A 17,871-nucleotide genomic window follows, 5' to 3' on the forward strand; every position below is an offset into this window, starting at 1 on the left:
GCAGTCTCCTGAATGTCTGTTTCTGATGTGAATAAGCATATATTCGCCACTAATAGTCCGCTAGATAGCAAAAACGACCTATACTGTTCTAAAAATGGAACGATGGAGGAAGGATGCAGGATCTTAATGATTTAGCCTGGTTTGTGCAGGTGGTCGATCACGGTGGATTTGCTGCGGCGGGAAGGGCGATCGATCAACCCAAATCAAAATTGAGCCGTCGAATCGCCCAGTTAGAAGAACGCCTTGGCGTACGTTTGATTCAACGTACAACCCGCCAATTTGCGGTAACGGAAGTAGGGCTTACTTTTTATCAACACTGCAAGGCGATGCTGATCGAGGCGGAAGCGGCAGAACAGGCGGTGGAAACCCTGCGTTCCGAACCGCGCGGCAGCGTGAAGCTGACCTGTCCGGTAACGTTATTGCATGCGCATATTGGGCCGATGCTGGCACGGTTTATGGTGCGCTACCCGGGCGTCAATCTTCAACTGGAAGCCACCAATCGGCGAGTGGATGTCGTTGGCGAGGGCGTCGACGTGGCGATTCGCGTGCGCCCAAGACCGATAGAAGACAGCGACCTGGTGATGCGTGTCCTGGCCGATCGCGGGCACCGTCTGGTCGCCAGTCCCGGGTTGGTTGAGCGGCAAGGGCAGCCGCGGGTTCCATCAGAATTAAGCGATTGGCCGGGGTTGAGCCTGGGCGCAGGTAAACATCAGCATAAGTGGCAGTTGACCGGTCCAGAGGGCGCAAGGGCGGAGATCTATTTCACTCCCCGATTGGTGACCACGGATATGCTGGCGCTTCGTGAAGCGGCCATTGCTGGCGTTGGGGTGGTACAGCTTCCTTTATTAATGGTGCGCGATCAGTTGGCCGCCGGAGAGTTGGTGGTTGTCCTTGATGAGTGGCAACCGCGCAGGGAGGTGATCCATGCGGTGTTTGCCTCGCGCCGCGGGCTGCTGCCCTCGGTCAGGGCGCTGGTTGATTTCCTGAGCGAAGAGTATCAGCGGATGGAGGAGGATTAGCCTGTGTCTATATCCCGCCGGCGTCGGTGTAAAAATGTGAAAATACGCTCTCCGGGCGCGAAGCGCTGCTCCGCCGGCTTCGCCGCCATGATGTGAACCGTGCGCAAATCTTACACGGTGAGAGGGCAAAAAAGCTGTTCAGTCGATTGATATCGCCCGGCGGATCTGGCCTGGCCTCACCCTATTTTATGCGCACTAAAGGGCACGGCGACATCAATCTATTCGGTTTAGTCGGCCGGGGAGAGCTTTATAGTCTCTCAGTCAGCGTTGGAAACAGAGTAAAAAGCATTTTCAGTATGCAAATTAATGTGATGTGTCGCATATTTAATTTCTCATTTGCCGGATACGTATTTTTATCGCGGAGCATGAGTCAATGAAAGTATGGCGATGCTAGTGACATTTGCATTCGTAATGTGAATGCAAATGATCTATTCATCGTGTATTTCAAATTATTTATTGTCCAAAAAAGGACTGTGTCGCAGAGGGAAAATTGTAGACAATAATTTATTTATATGGTGAATATTTTTAGGTCGTATTCTTAAAACTTAACATGTCTTATTTTGGATTTTATGGGGCTATATTATGATATGGCGCGGCCTTGCGCCGGGTTTGCCCTGGAGTGAATACTTTTTGTTACTTTTTTTAATATTGAACGGTTTCCTGTGAGGAATATTCTTTATTCGCAAGTTCAGCTTCCACTCCGTATGCAGGAAGACCGTCCGTTTTCATAGCCTTGCGCGGTTGGTCGCGTCTGCCATTGTCCTTTTTTGGACTAAAATACTGTGTAATTGATTTATTTTAGATCATTGATCTGCATCACCGATATATTGTAGTCATTTACTCCATAATATGGTTTGTAAAGGCGTGTCAGTGATGACACCGGAATATCTGACAGGAAGAGAGTGGATATGGCAAATTCGTTTCAGAATGAGATACCAAAAGCACGCGTTAACATTAAACTGGACCTGCACACAGGTCATGGGAAGAAGAAAGTGGAGCTGCCGCTGAAATTACTGGTTACCGGTGATTTCAGTAATGGCCTGGAGCAGCGCCCGTTGTCTGAGCGGGAAAAGGTGGATATTAATAAGAATAACTTCAACAGCGTGTTAGGGAAATTTAATCCGTCGGTGAATATTGCTGTCCAGAATACTCTGGCAGGGGGTGGCAGCGAAGAAAATATCCATCTTGCTTTTAAAGAAATGAAGGATTTTGAACCGGAACAGGTAGCCCGCCAGATCCCTCAGCTTAAGGCGTTGCTCGCCATGCGCAGTCTGTTGCGCGACCTCAAATCAAACCTTTTAGATAATTCCACGTTCCGTAAAGAACTGGAGAAGATATTACGCGATCCGGCTCTGAGTAGCGATCTGCGTGACGAAATCGCCGCGCTTGCGCCAAAAGACTGACGGATAAAATAAGGGATATGCTGATGTCTGTACAGAATGAAAATGCCTCTACCGCAGGCGATACTATAGTGCTTGACCATCCGGATGCGGCCGGCGTTTATGCCTCTTTATTTGAAAAAATCAATCTCAAACCGGTTTCTCACCTGAGCGATATCAATATCTGGCAGGATGAAGCCGCGATGGCGGAAGCGGATGCGAACGAGCGTATCACCGCCGGCGTGCAGGTCTTTATGGACTGTATCCGCAAATCGGGCCAGCAGGTTGATAAGCTCGACAAAACGTTAATCGACCACCATATTGCCGAACTGGATTATCAGATCAGCCGCCAGCTGGATGCGGTGATGCATCATGAGGAATTTCAACGCGTTGAACGTCTGTGGCGCGGTCTGAAGCACCTGGTGGATAACACCGACTATCGCCAGAACGTGAAAACCGAAATCCTGGATGTGTCAAAAGACGATCTGCGCCAGGACTTTGAAGATGCGCCAGAGCTGATTCAGAGTGGATTATACTGGCATACGTATATTTCTGAGTACGATACTCCGGGCGGCGAGCCGGTTGCGGCGGTGATTTCGGCGTATGAGTTCGATGCCAGCCCGCAGGACGTGGCATTACTGCGTAACATTTCAAAAGTCTCCGCCGCCGCGCATATGCCGTTTATCGGCTCTGCCGGCCCGGCGTTCTTTATGAAGTCCTCAATGGAAGAAGTGGCGGCCATCAAAGACATCGGCAACTACTTTGACCGCGCTGAGTACATCAAGTGGAAGTCCTTCCGCGACACCGATGATTCGCGCTATATCGGCCTGGTGATGCCGCGGGTGCTGGGGCGTCTGCCGTATGGCCCGGATACCGTACCGGTACGCAGCTTTAATTATATTGAGCAGGTGAAAGGCCCGGATCACGAGAAATACCTGTGGACCAGCGCGTCGTTCGCCTTTGCCGCCAATATGGTGAAGAGCTTTATTAATAACGGCTGGTGCGTGCAAATCCGTGGTCCGCAGGCCGGTGGCGCCGTGAAGGATCTGCCGATCCATCTTTACGATTTGGGCACGGGCAACCAGGTGAAAATCCCCTCTGAGGTGATGATCCCGGAAACCCGCGAGTTTGAATTCGCGAATCTCGGCTTTATTCCGCTCTCTTACTACAAAAACCGCGACTACGCCTGCTTCTTCTCGGCGAACTCCACCCAGAAACCGGCGCTGTACGACACCGCTGACGCGACCGCCAACAGCCGAATTAACGCGCGTCTGCCGTATATCTTCCTGCTGTCGCGCATCGCGCACTACCTGAAGCTGATTCAGCGCGAGAACATCGGCACCACCAAGGACCGTCGTTTGCTGGAACTGGAACTTAATACCTGGGTACGCAGCCTGGTGACGGAGATGACCGACCCCGGCGACGAACTCCAGGCGTCTCATCCGCTGCGCGACGCGAAGGTGGTGGTGGAAGACATTGAGGATAACCCGGGCTTCTTCCGCGTGAAGCTGTACGCGGTGCCGCACTTCCAGGTGGAAGGGATGGACGTCAATCTGTCGCTGGTGTCGCAGATGCCGAAGGCGAAAGCGTAAGGCGGAGGTGCGATGAAGACAGTTCGACCACTGTGGGGGCGGGGCCAGATGGTCTCGCCGCAGCATTTTCAGCAGCAGGCGGCGATTGCCGCCTGGTCTGTAGAGAGCATTGCCCGGATGGGGGCGCTGAATCCCTGGGGAATACAGTATGCGGCGTTTGATACGCCGCTGCTGAAGCAGGGGAAACTGAAGGCCAGCCATCTGTGCGTGCGTTTTGCCGACGGCACGCTCATCGATACCGACAACGCCGATCCTCTGCCATCCGCACTTACGCTGCCCGATCGCAGCGAACTGACGGTGGTGCTGGCACTGCCCCATGAACATGAAAACGGCGGCAACTGCCTGCAACCGGAGGAAAAAGCGGAACGCCCGGTGCGCTGGCGTCTCGCCTGGCGCGAGGTGCGCAACTGCTATGGCGACGACAGCCGCCAGATGGCGGTGTTGCAGCCGGAGCTAATCCTGCGCCCGGCGGATGAGGACAACGGTAATTACCAGACGGTGCCGGTCGCTCGCCTGTTTCGCGACGGCCAGGGCAACTGGTCGCAGGACGCTGCCTTTATCCCGCCGCTGCTGAGCGTGCAGACGAATCCCTGGCTGGCGGAACAGCTGGAGCAGTTATTGAGCCAGCTGCGCATTCGTCTGCAACGGCTGATGGCGATGCGCCGCGAGAGCAACGAGCGGATGGCGGATTTTGCGGTGGCGGACGTGTCGCTGTTCTGGCTGCTGAATGCGCTCAACAGCGCGGAGCCGGTGCTGGGGCACTTTCAGCATCATCCGCAGGTGCATCCTGAACGGCTGTATCTGGTACTGGCGGGACTGGCGGGCAGCCTGCTGACCTTTTCCCTTGACCATACCACCGCTGATATTCCGGCTTACCGCCACGATCGCCTGACGGAGGTCTTTCCGCCGCTGTTTGCCCTGCTGGAGGTGCTGCTGGAGGCCAGCCTGCCGTCAAGGGTGGTGGCAATTGACCTTGAGCGCGACGACCGGCGTAAGCGCTGGCACGCCCGGCTGCATGACCCGCGGTTGCGGGAAGAGGCCGATTTTTATCTCTCCGTACGTTCCGCGTTGCCGGTGGCGCAACTGCTTGAGCAGTTCCCGCTACAGTGCAAAGTCGGCAGCCCGGATGAAGTGGACAGGGTGGTCAACGGCTCGCGGCCCGGCGTTCCGCTGCGCGCCATGAGCCATGTTCCGGCGGCCATTCCGCTGCGCCTGGAAAATCAGTATTTCACCCTGGATATGGCTCATCCGGCAGCGCAGGCGATGCTGGCGGAAGGGAGCTGCGTGTTTTACGTCTCCGGCCTGCTGGGCGAGCCGGAGCTTGAGCTGTGGGCGGTGCTGCGTTCATGAAAACGGATATCGATACTGACGCCCTGCTGGCAGATGCCTGGCTGACGGTTACCGAGCTGCGTTACGGGGCCAGGCTGGCTGAAGGCGATGGGGAAGCGCTCTGGCAGCATTGCGTGGAGGATATTGCGCAGGTGATGGCGCAACTGAAACAGGCCGGAATGAGCGAAGCCAGCCGTCAGCACATTCTCTATGCCTGGTGCGCGCTGTTGGATGAAACCGCCAAGGGACGTGAAGGTGAGGATGATGCCTGCATCGTCTGGTATGACCGCCCGCTACAGGCGAAATACTTTGGTTCTATGGATGCGGGTGATGAACTGTACGAGCGGATGCGTCAGGTTTTGCGTGAGCCCGCGCCGGATATGGCGGTACTCACCTGTTTTCACCGGGTACTGATGCTGGGCTTTAAGGGCAGCTGTTCGCTGAAAGACCCGGCCCGCGAGCAGATTGTCCGGGCGCTGACGGATCGCGTGCCATCGTTAGATTTCGCCCCGGACAGGCCGCTGCTGGCCCCGGTTTCCGGAAGTCACGGGCTGCGTGAATGGCTGCGCCGCTGGCCGGTGTGCATCGGGCTGTCCGCCATCGTGGCGGCGGTGCTGTGGCTGGGGCTGAACCACTGGCTGGACCAGCTAATGACCACGCTGCTGCCGGGGGCCGGAAAATGAGCGTGGCGCATCACCGGCTGCTCTGGCTGTGGAACGGGCTGCTTGCGGCGTTGCTGTGCCTGCTTTTCCTGCCGCTGACCGCCGGTGAACGCGGTTTTGCCATTCTGCTGATAATGATGGTTGTGATTGCCGGTCTGGTTTCAGCCGGGCGTCGTCCGGGTGGATTACCGGAGGGTGAACACGGGCTGAACGACCTGCCGGAAGCACCGTATCGTCTGCCTGTGGTGCTGGTCTGCGGCGACACGCCGGACTGGCCGGGGGAGGGCGCGGTTTACCGTACCGCCCAGGGCTGCTGGCTGAAGGTTTCCACTGCGCAACTGCAACCGACGGTGCGCCATCTGCTCCAGGAACGCCCGGAACTGGCGGCGCAACTGGCGGTAATGGTCCGTGTCTGCCCGCAGCAGCATGACGACGAGACGGTGCTCATTACCCGGCTGCATGAACTGCGCTGGCAGCTTGCGCAGGTACGACGCGATACCCGGTGGACTGTGCCTCTGTTACTGACCAGTTCTGTTGTGGGCGCATCCGTCGCGGAGACGCTGTGGCAGTCGCTGCGGGCGGGGGCCGCGCCGCAGGTCTGGCAGGCAGATGTTGCCCCGTGCAGCGTCAGTCGCTGGATATCGCAGGATGATGCCGCCTCGCGCACAAGTGCTCAGGTACGGATAAACGCTCAGGCCCGCTTTATCGCGGAGGCGGTATTACCGGCGCTGACCGCAGAATCGCCGGATATGCCGGTGGTGACGCCTGCGATGGTGCTGTACCACCTGGCAACGTCATCCGCCGCGCCGGTACTGACTGACTCCCTGTGGACTCGCTGGCTGGCCCGCCATACCACCCTGACGTCGCTTCCGGGCTGGCAGCCCGGCGCGGCCTCTGCGGACGATGCGCCACTGCCGAATTTTATTCTGCCGCTTCTGCCGCAGGGCAACGGCGTTACGCCACGCAGCCGCACTCTGCGCCGGGCTTTTTGCCTGTTCGCGCTGGCGGTACTTGTTGCCCTGTGCAGTAGCGCGTGGAACAACCGCCAACTGCTGCACCGGCTCTCCTTTGATGTCTCGCACTATTACCGGATAGCAATGACGGACAGCGCCCCGAAGGCAAACGCGGTGGACGTGCTGCGTAAAGACGCGGCGCTGCTCAATGACTGGTCGCGCAACGGCGAGCCGCTGCGCTACGGGCTGGGTCTGTATCAGGGTGAAAAGCTGCGACCGGCGGTACTGGCCGCTATCAGTACGTATGTGCCGCCGCCTCCGCCACCCCCTGCGGTGGTTAAACAGGTGATACAGGGGCCGCAGACCGTGCGCCTTGACAGCATGTCGCTGTTTGATACCGGCAAATGGCAGCTGAAACCCGGTTCGACAAAAGTACTGGTGAATGCGCTGGTCGGCATTAAAGCAAAACCGGGCTGGCTGATTGTGGTGGCCGGACACACCGACAACACCGGCGATGACCAGTTCAATCAGCAACTTTCCCTGAAACGCGCCGAATCGGTGCGCGACTGGATGCGCGACACCGGTGATGTGCCGGAGAGTTGTTTTGCGGTACAGGGCTATGGAGAAAGTCGCCCTGCCGCCGCCAATGACACTGCGGAAGGCCGGGCGCTGAACCGCCGTGTCGAAATCAGTCTGGTGCCGCAGGCGGACGCCTGTATGGCTCCGGCTCCCCATAACGTCGCCGTAAACGGCGACATCAATAAAAAGTAACCGAGGATTTAAGTATGGCAATTCCTGTTTATCTGTGGCTGAAAGACGACGGCGGTGCGGACATTAAAGGGTCTGTGGACGTCAAGGACCGTGAAGGCAGCATCGAAGTCGTCGCTCAGGAGCATAACCTGTACATCCCGACCGACAACAACACAGGCAAGCTGACCGGCACGCGTATCCACACGCCGTTTCTGTTCACCAAGGAGATCGACTCCTCCAGCCCGTATCTCTACAAGGCGGTGACCACTGGTCAGACCCTGAAGTCGGCTGAATTCAAGTGGTACAAAATCAACGACGCGGGTCAGGAAGTGGAGTACTTCAACACCAAACTGGAAAACGTGAAGGTGGTGAAGGTGAATCCGGTGATGTACGACATCAAGGACCCGTCAAAAGAGAAGCACAACCATCTGGAAATGGTTGAGCTGCGCTACGAAAAAATCACCTGGACCTACAAGGACGGCAACATCATTCATTCCGATAGCTGGAACGAACGCGCCACCGCGTAATTACTCGTCATATTTCACGCTGTAGCGGCGTTGGCTGCGTTCGTGCACCCCGGTCACTTACTTATGTAAGCTCCCGGGGCTGCACTCGCTTGCCGCCTTGCTACAGCGCGAACTATTTAGAGTAATCCCCTGAAGGGCAGTTCCGCTGCCCGTTTTTGCTGAACGTCTGCCGGGCGGACGCTCAGCAAAAATCATTGAGATTTCATCATCTTTCACCTTATGGGCATCGGTTAACGGCTACGGGCGGTAGCGTGCCTGAACACGACCAGACGAGAGAGCAATCACCATGGAACACCATTCAGCCGTTCTGTTACGACGTCTTAATCCTTACTGCGCCCGCGCGCTGGAGGCGGCGGCCTCGTTGTGCCAGACCCGCGCCCATGCTTCAATCCTGCCGGAACACTGGTTGCTGAAACTGCTGGAGCTGGGAGAAGGCGACATGACGGTTATCGCCCGCCGTTACGAGTGGGATATGGAGGCGATATGGCAGGATTTGCTGAACTTTCTGGAGCGGCTGCCGCGTTCCGTGCGCAGTCGTCCTGAGCTGTCGGACAGGCTGGAAAAACTGCTCCGGCAGGCGTGGCTGTATGCTTCCGTGGAGGCGCATCCCCAAATCCGGGGCATTCATCTGCTGATGGCTGTCGTGGAGAGTCCGGTATTGTTGCAGTGCGACGGGTTATGGCCGTTGACCAGCAAGGGAATCGCGCAGCTGGAGCGCCTGCGTGGACTGCTGGAGGCTCAGTCGGATGAAAATGAACCAGCGAAAGTGACCGGCGATGTGGCTTTTGTCGGTCGTGCCGCTGAACCGCCATCCGACAATGCTGAACCGGAAAATCCGGCGCTGACGGTGCTCAACCGTTTTACGCAGGATATTACTGCCCGCGCCCGCGAGGGGAAAATCGACCCGGTGTTCGGTCGCGATAACGAAATCCGCCAGATGGTGGACATCCTTTCACGCAGAAGAAAGAACAACCCGATTCTGGTCGGCGAACCCGGCGTCGGCAAGACCGCTCTCGTGGAAGGGCTGGCGCTCAGAATTGCGGAAGGCAACGTCCCGGATGCGTTAAAACCGGTGAGCGTGCGCACCCTGGACCTCGGCCTGCTGCAGGCGGGGGCGGGGGTGAAAGGTGAGTTTGAACAACGGCTGAAAAACATTATTGAGGCGGTGCAGCAATCGCCACTGCCGGTTCTCCTCTTCATTGACGAAGCCCACACCATTATCGGCGCAGGCAACCAGGCGGGCGGCGCGGACGCGGCGAACCTGCTGAAACCAGCGCTGGCGCGTGGTGAACTCAGAACCATCGCCGCCACCACCTGGAGCGAATATAAGCAGTATTTTGAGCGCGACGCCGCCCTGGAGCGCCGCTTCCAGATGGTGAAGATGGACGAACCGGACGATGACACCGCCTGCCTGATGCTGCGCGGCCTCAAACCCCGCTATGCGGAGCACCACGGCGTGCATATCAGCGATGAAGCGGTGCGTGCCGCCGTTACGCTCTCAAGACGCTATCTGACGGGCCGCCAGTTGCCGGACAAGGCCGTGGACCTGCTGGACACCGCCTCGGCCCGCGTGCGGATGAGCCTTGATACCGTGCCGGAGCCGCTGATCCGCCAGAAAGCGCAGATGACAGCCCTGGAGATGGAAAAACAGGCGCTGCTGGAGGATATCGCGCTGGGAAACGCTGCCCACGGCGAGCGTCTGGCAACCATCGAACAGGAAGAAATCGACATTATTCTGCAACTCGACGCGCTGGAAACCCAGTACGACGAAGAGCGGAAGCTGACGGAATCCCTGCTCTCCTGCCGCGCGGATATCTCCCGCCAGGCGGAAATCGCAGACCTGCAAAATCAGTTGACTGCCGTTCAACAGAATAACCCGCTGCTGGGCCTCGACGTCGATACGCGCACCGTCGCCACCGTTATCGCCGACTGGACCGGTGTGCCGCTCTCTTCATTAATGAAGGATGAGCAGACGGAACTGCTGAGCCTCGAACAGAACCTCGGCAAACGGGTGGTGGGTCAGGACGCCGCCCTTAACGCCATCGCACAGCGCCTGCGGGCCAGTAAAACCGGACTTGCGCCGGAGAACGGCCCGCAGGGCGTGTTCCTGCTGACAGGGCCGAGCGGCACCGGTAAAACCGAAACCGCGCTGGCGCTGGCCGATGAACTGTTCGGCGGTGAAAAATCGCTGATTACCATCAACCTCTCGGAATACCAGGAGCCGCACACCGTTAGCCAGCTCAAGGGCTCCCCTCCGGGATACGTCGGTTACGGCCAGGGCGGCATTCTCACCGAAGCGGTGCGCAAACGCCCGTACAGCGTAGTGCTGCTGGATGAAGTGGAGAAGGCGCACCGCGACGTGATGAACCTGTTCTATCAGGTTTTTGACCGGGGTTTTATGCGCGACGGCGAAGGGCGGGAAATCGACTTCCGTAATACCGTGATTCTGATGACCGCCAATCTCGGCAGTGACCCCCTGATGCAACTCACCAGTGAGCAGCCAGAAGCGACAGAAGCGGACCTGCATGAACTGCTGCGTCCGGTCCTGCGCGACCATTTCCAGCCCGCGTTGCTGGCGCGCTTCCAGACGGTGATTTATCGCCCGCTGGGACAGGCGGCGATGCGCACCATCGTACAGATGAAGCTGAATCAGGTCAGTCAGCGTCTGGCGCGTCACTACGGTATGAAGACCGATATCAGTGAGAGCCTGTACGACGCACTGACTGCCGCCTGCCTGCTGCCGGATACCGGGGCGCGCAACATCGACAGCCTGCTGAACCAGCAAATCCTGCCGGCGCTGAGTCAGCAACTGTTAACCCATATGGCTGCAGGGCAGAAGCCGCAGCACCTGACCCTCGGCTGGGATGATGAACAGGGCATTGTGCTGGCTCTGGACGGAGGAGAAATAATCCATGAGTGACGCAAAATCCCTGATGTTCAGTCACAGCCATAACCTGCTGAAGGTGCGCGGCTGTAAATCGCTGCTGGACGTGCTGTGCTTTGAAGGGCATGAAGCACTGAGCAAACCGTTTAACTACACCATTGAATTCACCAGTACGGACAAGGCAGTCACCCCGCAGCAGATGCTGATGCAGGATGCATCGCTGACTCTGGTGGCTCCCGTTGATCAGGGTTACGGCATAAAGGTACAGCAACCGGTACGCACGCTGCAGGGCGTGGTCACCGGCTTTGAGCGGCTGTCCACCTCGAAGGATGAAACCCATTATTCACTGACCCTGCAGCCACGTCTGGCGCTGCTCTCCCGCAGCCATCAGAACCGGATTTACCAGGATATGTCGGTGCCGGATATTGTCGAGCACATCCTCCGAACACGTCACGATATGCGCGGCGAGGATTTTGTCTTCACCCTGGCAAACGAGTATCCGCGTCGCGAGCAGGTGATGCAGTACGGCGAGGACGACATGGCCTTTATCTCCCGCCTGCTGGCAGAGGTGGGTATCTGGTACAAAATCACCGCCGACACCCGACTGAATATTGATGTGGTGGAATTTTACGACGACCAGCGTTATTTCGAACAAGGGGTGTCCCTGCCGTCAGTGCCGCCTTCCGGTCAGCATGACAGTGGCAGGGAATCGGTATGGGCGCTGGAGAGCCACCATAACGTGGTGGAGCAGTCGGTGTTTACCCGCGACTATAACTACCGTAATGCGCCGGAGGACATGAACCTCAGCGTCGATGTCAGCCGGGGCGACAGCACCACCTATGGCGAGGCGTATCACTGGGCAGATAACTACCTGACGCCGGGGAACAGCGACCAGCGCGACCCGGAGCCGGAGAGTGGGGCGTTCTACGCTCGCATTCGTCATGAACGCTACCTGAACCGGCAGACGCTGCTGAACGGCGAAACCAACTGCGTGACCATGGCTCCCGGTCAGGAGCTGAAGGTGACCGGCGGCGAGGAGGTCACCGACACCTTCCGTCAGGGCGTAGTGATTACCGGGATCCACAGCCGCGCCCGCCGCGACCGCAGCTTTGAAGTGACCTTTCACGCGATTCCCTATTCAGAAGACTACTGCTTCCGCCCGGAACCGGGCGACAAACCGAAGATGGCCGGGACGCTTCCGGCCAGAGTGACCAGCACTAAAACCAACGATATCTACGGCCATATCGACCGCGACGGGCGTTATAAGGTCAACCTGCTGTTTGATCGCGACCACTGGCAGTCGGGCGAGGAGAGCCTGTGGGTGCGCCAGTCCCGTCCCTACGCCGGGGACACTTACGGCCTGCACCTGCCGCTGCTGGCGGGCACCGAGGTGGCGATAGCCTTTGAGCAGGGTGACCCGGACCGCCCGTATATCGCGGGTGTGCTGCACGACTCTGCGCACGGCGACCACGTCACGATTTACAACTACAAACGTAACGTACTGAGAACTCCGGCGAACAACAAAATCCGCCTCGACGACACGCGCGGGAAGGAGCATATCAAGGTCAGTACGGAGTATGGCGGCAAGAGCCAACTGAACCTTGGGCATCTGGTGGACCAGGAGAAGAAACAGCGCGGCGAGGGGTTTGAGCTGCGTACTGACAGTTACGGGACTATCCGCGCCGGGAAAGGGATATTTATTACCGCTGACGAACAGCCGAAGGCGCAGGGGCAGCAACTGGCGATGGAGCCGGCATCCAGCCTTTTAAAAGGCGCGCAAAACCTTGTCGCTGGATGGGAGAGAGTTACGCAAACGCATCATAATCTTCCACCGGATGCGGATACGCTAAAGCAGTTTGTTGAAAAAGCAGACCAGCTAAAAAAGCCAGTATTGTTGATGGAAGCACCAGATGGCATAGGGACTGTCACGCCAGAAAGCATTCTTCTGCATAGCGGTAATGGTTTGTATATGCAGAGCATCGGGGAAGTCAGTATTGCCAGTGAACAGAGGCTTTCAGTGAATGCCAGCCAGGCGATATCGTTACTTTCCCGCCAGGAAGGGGTTCGTCTGGTATCTGCAAAAGGTCCGCTGAATATCGAGTCTCATGGCGATATTCTCTCTCTGACCGCTCTTCAGGACGTTACCATACAGTCAACACAGGGACATCTTCAGCTTACGGCGAAGAATGGCATCACTATTGGGTGTGGTGGTGCTTACATTCGGTTAACCCCCCAGGGAGAAATTGAAATTCATGGGCCTGGCTTGTTAAGTCTGAAGGGCCAACATAATTTGCAGGGGCCTGCCAGTGAGGATTTTCAGTTGCCCGATCTGCCTTCATCAGTATGTAAAGAATGCCTCAAGCGGGCTCAGGAACTGGCTCAGGGCTTTGTGCCGAGGGACGCATAATTATGGAAAACATAAAAACCTGGCTGGATAAAATCCACCTGACGTGCCAGCAGATTGGTCACAATTATATCGATATCATCATCGATCAGTGTGGCCTGAATTTTTCTGTCATTCCGGCTCTCTCTGGATTTTCTCCGGCGATAAAATGGCAGTCGCTCTATCAGGGATTACCAGAGAATATTTACCTGGACGATGCGCCTTTTCTGGTGCGCATTGAGCTGGAAGATGCTCTGCAGGTACAGTGGCTATATGCTCTGGCTCGTGAAGCGGCGGCTACAGCGCCTTTATTGGTGCTGGGGTCATCCTGGCGGTTTGATGTTTTGGCCGGATGGCTGGTTAGGTGTATTGATGCGCAGCATGAGGGGTGTGCGGGGATATTCCGCTTCTGGGATACGCGTATATTTTCGTATCTCTTTACTCATGTTCTGAACAGTGAACAACAAAGCACCCTTCATCGACCAGTATTATTCTGGAGTTGGCTGGATCGTGACGGCGTTCCTGTATTGCTGGAGGGCAATGGAGCGGCATTAGGTGAGGAGGAGTTGAGTGAAAAAATTATATTAACTGATAATCAGTTTGAAAGTTTGATGTGTCTGTGCGATGCCAAACAATTCCTCAGATATCAGCAACTTCCTGAGGGGATATTTACCTTAAAAGAAGCGGAGTTTGCGGCCTGTTTTGAAGCGATGTTAGCGGCCACTCATGAACACATCATCTTTGATGATAAGCGTGATGATTGGGTCAGGGCATATATTGTTACTCAGAATAAGTTGTCGGATGAGAGCGACAATAAAAGGGACAATATATGAAACGCAACTTACTTGTTCTCATGGTAATCATCTTATTACTAACTGGCTGTGATCAACCAGCCAAAGCGAAGAGTGTCAGCGGCGGTAGCGGCACCATCGAAGCCATTAACCATACCCACTGGGCGATTAATCATTTCAGTGTTGACGGGCAGTCAGGGCTGGACATTATTGGCCCCTGGCAGGGAGGCGGTGGTGGTTGCTGCTATGGCGTACCAGCAAAATGGAAACCAGGAATGACGGTGAAACTTGAGTGGGAAACCGGTGTCGGTTATTCAATGGATTTTCCAGGGTATGGAGATGACGCTAAGTATTTGGCATGGGAAAAAAAAATCAAAGCTCAGAATCGGGAACACAGCCAGATAGTCCCTGTTCCTGATTACACCGGCCAAAAAACCTGCGGAATAAAGGTCCACTTTTTACCCTGCGATCAAATTAAAGTCACTACCAGTTGCTATGACTACGGTAATCCTAATTATCCGATTAAAGATCCGATCAAAATGGAGGAGCCCAGAGTATGTCCACAATGAAGCCTGATTTAGTCTGGTATCCACCACCATTTCCAGCGCAGAGACGGTGGCTGGCAAGTCTTATTTTTGTCACTGTGGCGATATTGCTGACAGGTTGTGATCAGCCAGCCAAAGCGGAGAGTGTCAGCGGTGGCAGCGGTACCATAGAAGCCATTAACCATACCCACTGGGCGATAAATCATTTCAGCGTTGACGGGCAGTCGGGACTGGATATTATCGGCCCCTGGCAAGGGGGAGGCGGTGGCTGCTGCTACGGGGTACCAGCGAAATGGAAACCGGGAATGACGGTGAAAGTGGACTGGGAAACGGGGGTCGGTTATTCAATGGATTTTCCTGGATATGAAGATAGAGAAAAATATTTAAGATGGAAAAAAAAAATAGCAGCACAAAAAAAACAACACAGCAAAATAGTACCGGTCCCCAATTATACCGGCCAAAAAACCTGTGGAATAAAGGTCCACTTTTTACCCTGCGATCAAATCAAAGTCACCACCAGTTGCTACGACTACGGCAATCCCAACTATCCGATTAAAGATCCGATTAAAATGGAGGAGCCCAAAGTATGTCCGCAATGAAGCCTGATTTAGTCTGGTATCCTCCACAATTTCCGAAACAGGGACGATTACCCACACAAGCGGCGTTAGTCGGCCAAAACTGTAAACAGCAGGACAGTCACGAACTGGCCTACCGCAATGAACTTTGCCAGGCAGCGGGTCGGCTGGTGGAACCGCCCTGCTGTAAAACGCTGCATATCAGTCTGTTTTTCGACGGGACTGGTAATAACCTGAATCACGATCTTTATGAAGTTAAGCTGGATAGTCCACCGGGTACACCTCACCCGACCAATATTGCCCGTCTTTTCCGCGCCACTATTGGCCAGGGGTATGCCGGTGGTGTGCAGGGGCATACCGGGGAGCTGGTGGATATGGAGGGGACATCCGGTAATAAATATTACAAGTACTATATCCCCGGTGTTGGTACTCCCTTTCCGGAAGTGTCGGATCTGGATTACAGCACGCCTGGCCTGGCTTTTGCCACCTATGGCGAAGAGCGAATTAACTGGGCGCTTATTCGCATTATTGATGCTTTACGACGCACGCTGGGCAAACCTGCGCTATCCGATAATGAAAGCTGGGCAGCGGTGAAAGAGATGTCCTTCGGGGCTTTAGATCAATACCGACCAATAGTATTCCAGCGGCTTCTAAAAGATCTGGAACCCGATCTGAAACTGGCGCTGAAGCAGCCTGAACCCGGTAAACCGAAACTGCTGGGGATGAAGCTGTATGTGTACGGTTTTTCACGCGGCGCGGCGGCGGCAAGGGCTTTTGTTAACTGGCTGGTCGAACTGCTGCCCAATGCTTTCAGAAAAGGGGCGAAGCCGGATCTTTGCCTGACGCTGGAAGGCGCCGACTGGAAAGTGCCGCTGAGCATTGAGTTTCTGGGACTACTTGATACGGTGGCTTCAGTGGGTGTGGCGCATATTGCTCCCCTTGCGGAAGGGCATATGGGCTGGGCCGATGGCGCAATGGAACTGCCCGATAACGGCCTGATTAAAAATTGCGTACATCTGGTTTCATCCCATGAACAGCGGCTCTGTTTCCCGCTGGACTCGATTTGCCGCCATGACGGAACCTATCCTTCCTATGCCAGAGAGGTGGTATATCCCGGTATGCATTCGGATATTGGCGGCGGCTATCCACCTGGCGACCAGGGGAAAGCAATAGCTGATAACGACGGTTATTTATTATCACAGATTGCATTGCATGATATATATGCAGCAGCGTTTAATGCCGGTGCTCCATTAAAGGTGTTCCCAACCGCGTTACCAAAAGATCTTTTGCCGCAAATCTGGCGGGCAATGCCTGCAGAGTTACAACGAGAATTTTTTATTAAAGAAGGACTTGTTGCGCGCTTCAACGCCTGGCGTGAATTAACATTAAATATTTCCTCATCTCCGGAAAAAATAAGTGATGAAAATGCTGCCAGATACGAACCAGGACGAGCATCGAGCGATGTTATTACCGCGCTGGAAGATCAAATAGCCTGGATAACCGCATGGCGTATTGGTCGCTATGCGAGCGGCAACTATATAAAACAGTCGTTTTATAAGGAAGCAGCCGCAAATGGCATGGATAAAGACAGCGATCCAGAAACAAGGGCAAAATCCGAGCAGGAGCGTGATAAAAAACAGGAAAAAGTGAATAAAAGGCGTTGGGAAATGCAGGCGTCCGCCGAAAAAGATACCTATATTCCCTATCCGCCGGGACCGAAAGATTTTGATCCCGCGCTGGGGCAGACGCAACTGCGTCAGGCCGCAGAAGAGTTTCGTGAGGATTATCAGCACAAACCGCGTGCCGTAACCGGAAACTGGAAATATAAGTTCACAGAGAAACTGAGTAACCTGGTTTATTCCTTCAGCGATGACGATGCGGATGGTGAATATAACAGGATAAAACAGGCGGCCAGTGACCGGGTGGCGAAGCTTTTTCCTCCCCAGGGGGAAAGCAGCAATGTGCAACAGCCCGGAGGGCTGGTCAGGGCATTATTTGACGATCAGGTCCATGACTCCAGAGCCTGGTTTATGCAGGCCACTTTTGATGCCAGGGAACCGTGGGGAAGCTACTTTTTGTACCGGATGATCTATTTCGGTGAACTGATGAGTAAAAATATCACTCCTCTTGTAAAATATGGACGCTTTATTGAGGGGCGATTTAAAGATACGGTTCCTGGCGCCGATTTTATTATCGAGAGATTCGAGAAGGGTGGCACCTTTACTGGTGAAAACTCTCCGCCTGAAATAAAACAAAAAATATCCATGGTAAATAGTGCAGTTGATATTCCTGTTGCCATGTCATCTGATTCGCCTTCTCAACCCGCGCTGACCAATGAGTCAGCTGAACTAATCGCCCGACAGCAACAGTCGCAGGAAGCGGAAAAACTGGCCAGTACTAAATCTGCAATAGCGTCATTATGGTCATAACGGATAAATAAAATATTTAATATCCGAATGCCTGCATCAATAATATGAGGAAC

Annotated in this window: 13 protein-coding genes; all 13 read left to right on the forward strand. The window is 55.3% G+C overall.

All coding sequences use genetic code 11. The annotated features are described in order from the left end of the window. The first annotated feature begins 113 nt into the window (after positions 1-113). The 13 genes from IYV58_RS10185 to IYV58_RS10245 all read left to right on the forward strand — a co-directional run bounded on the left by IYV58_RS10185 (position 114) and on the right by IYV58_RS10245 (position 17,818). On the forward strand, positions 114-1,019 hold the full coding sequence (locus IYV58_RS10185; protein WP_004131328.1) for a LysR family transcriptional regulator: 906 nt from the start codon (positions 114-116) through the stop codon (positions 1,017-1,019). Positions 1,020-1,927: 908 nt separating this feature from the next. After that, positions 1,928-2,422 (forward strand): type VI secretion system contractile sheath small subunit, encoded by a 495-nt coding sequence (gene tssB, locus IYV58_RS10190; RefSeq protein WP_195729559.1) that lies wholly within the window; start codon positions 1,928-1,930, stop codon positions 2,420-2,422. A 23-nt stretch (positions 2,423-2,445) separates the two neighbouring features. Further along, a complete protein-coding gene (gene tssC, locus IYV58_RS10195; RefSeq protein ID WP_142445427.1) occupies positions 2,446-3,990 on the forward strand; it encodes a type VI secretion system contractile sheath large subunit in 1,545 nt (514 codons plus the stop codon). A 12-nt stretch (positions 3,991-4,002) separates the two neighbouring features. Next, on the forward strand, positions 4,003-5,340 hold the full coding sequence (tssK, locus tag IYV58_RS10200) for a type VI secretion system baseplate subunit TssK (RefSeq protein ID WP_142445426.1): 1,338 nt from the start codon (positions 4,003-4,005) through the stop codon (positions 5,338-5,340). Continuing rightward, on the forward strand, positions 5,337-6,002 hold the full coding sequence (gene tssL / locus IYV58_RS10205) for a type VI secretion system protein TssL, short form (protein WP_142445425.1): 666 nt from the start codon (positions 5,337-5,339) through the stop codon (positions 6,000-6,002). The genes tssK and tssL overlap by 4 nt, the downstream gene beginning before the upstream one ends. After that, positions 5,999-7,705: an OmpA family protein gene (locus tag IYV58_RS10210; RefSeq protein ID WP_195729560.1), complete on the forward strand. Its 1,707-nt coding sequence runs from the start codon at positions 5,999-6,001 to the stop codon at positions 7,703-7,705. Before tssL ends, IYV58_RS10210 begins: the two co-directional genes overlap by 4 nt. A 14-nt stretch (positions 7,706-7,719) precedes the next feature. After that, positions 7,720-8,211, forward strand: a complete 492-nt coding sequence (gene hcp / locus IYV58_RS10215) for a type VI secretion system effector Hcp (RefSeq protein WP_142445423.1) — start codon at positions 7,720-7,722, stop codon at positions 8,209-8,211. Positions 8,212-8,497: 286 nt separating this feature from the next. Then, a complete protein-coding gene (tssH, locus tag IYV58_RS10220; RefSeq protein ID WP_195729561.1) occupies positions 8,498-11,131 on the forward strand; it encodes a type VI secretion system ATPase TssH in 2,634 nt (877 codons plus the stop codon). After that, positions 11,124-13,502, forward strand: coding sequence for a type VI secretion system Vgr family protein (locus IYV58_RS10225; protein WP_195729562.1), 2,379 nt, complete (start codon positions 11,124-11,126; stop codon positions 13,500-13,502). Before tssH ends, IYV58_RS10225 begins: the two co-directional genes overlap by 8 nt. Positions 13,503-13,504: 2 nt before the next feature. Beyond that, positions 13,505-14,311, forward strand: coding sequence for a DUF4123 domain-containing protein (locus IYV58_RS10230; protein WP_195729563.1), 807 nt, complete (start codon positions 13,505-13,507; stop codon positions 14,309-14,311). Continuing rightward, a complete protein-coding gene (locus IYV58_RS10235) occupies positions 14,308-14,838 on the forward strand; it encodes a DUF3304 domain-containing protein (RefSeq protein WP_195729564.1) in 531 nt (176 codons plus the stop codon). Before IYV58_RS10230 ends, IYV58_RS10235 begins: the two co-directional genes overlap by 4 nt. Next, positions 14,826-15,413: a DUF3304 domain-containing protein gene (locus IYV58_RS10240; protein WP_142445418.1), complete on the forward strand. Its 588-nt coding sequence runs from the start codon at positions 14,826-14,828 to the stop codon at positions 15,411-15,413. Before IYV58_RS10235 ends, IYV58_RS10240 begins: the two co-directional genes overlap by 13 nt. Beyond that, entirely contained in the window at positions 15,401-17,818 is a 2,418-nt protein-coding gene (locus IYV58_RS10245; protein WP_195729565.1) for a T6SS phospholipase effector Tle1-like catalytic domain-containing protein, read from the forward strand. Before IYV58_RS10240 ends, IYV58_RS10245 begins: the two co-directional genes overlap by 13 nt. The last annotated feature ends 53 nt before the right edge of the window (positions 17,819-17,871 follow it).

It is taken from the genome of Klebsiella sp. BDA134-6 (assembly GCF_015601345.1).
In the GTDB taxonomy this organism is placed as follows: domain Bacteria; phylum Pseudomonadota; class Gammaproteobacteria; order Enterobacterales; family Enterobacteriaceae; genus Klebsiella; species Klebsiella grimontii.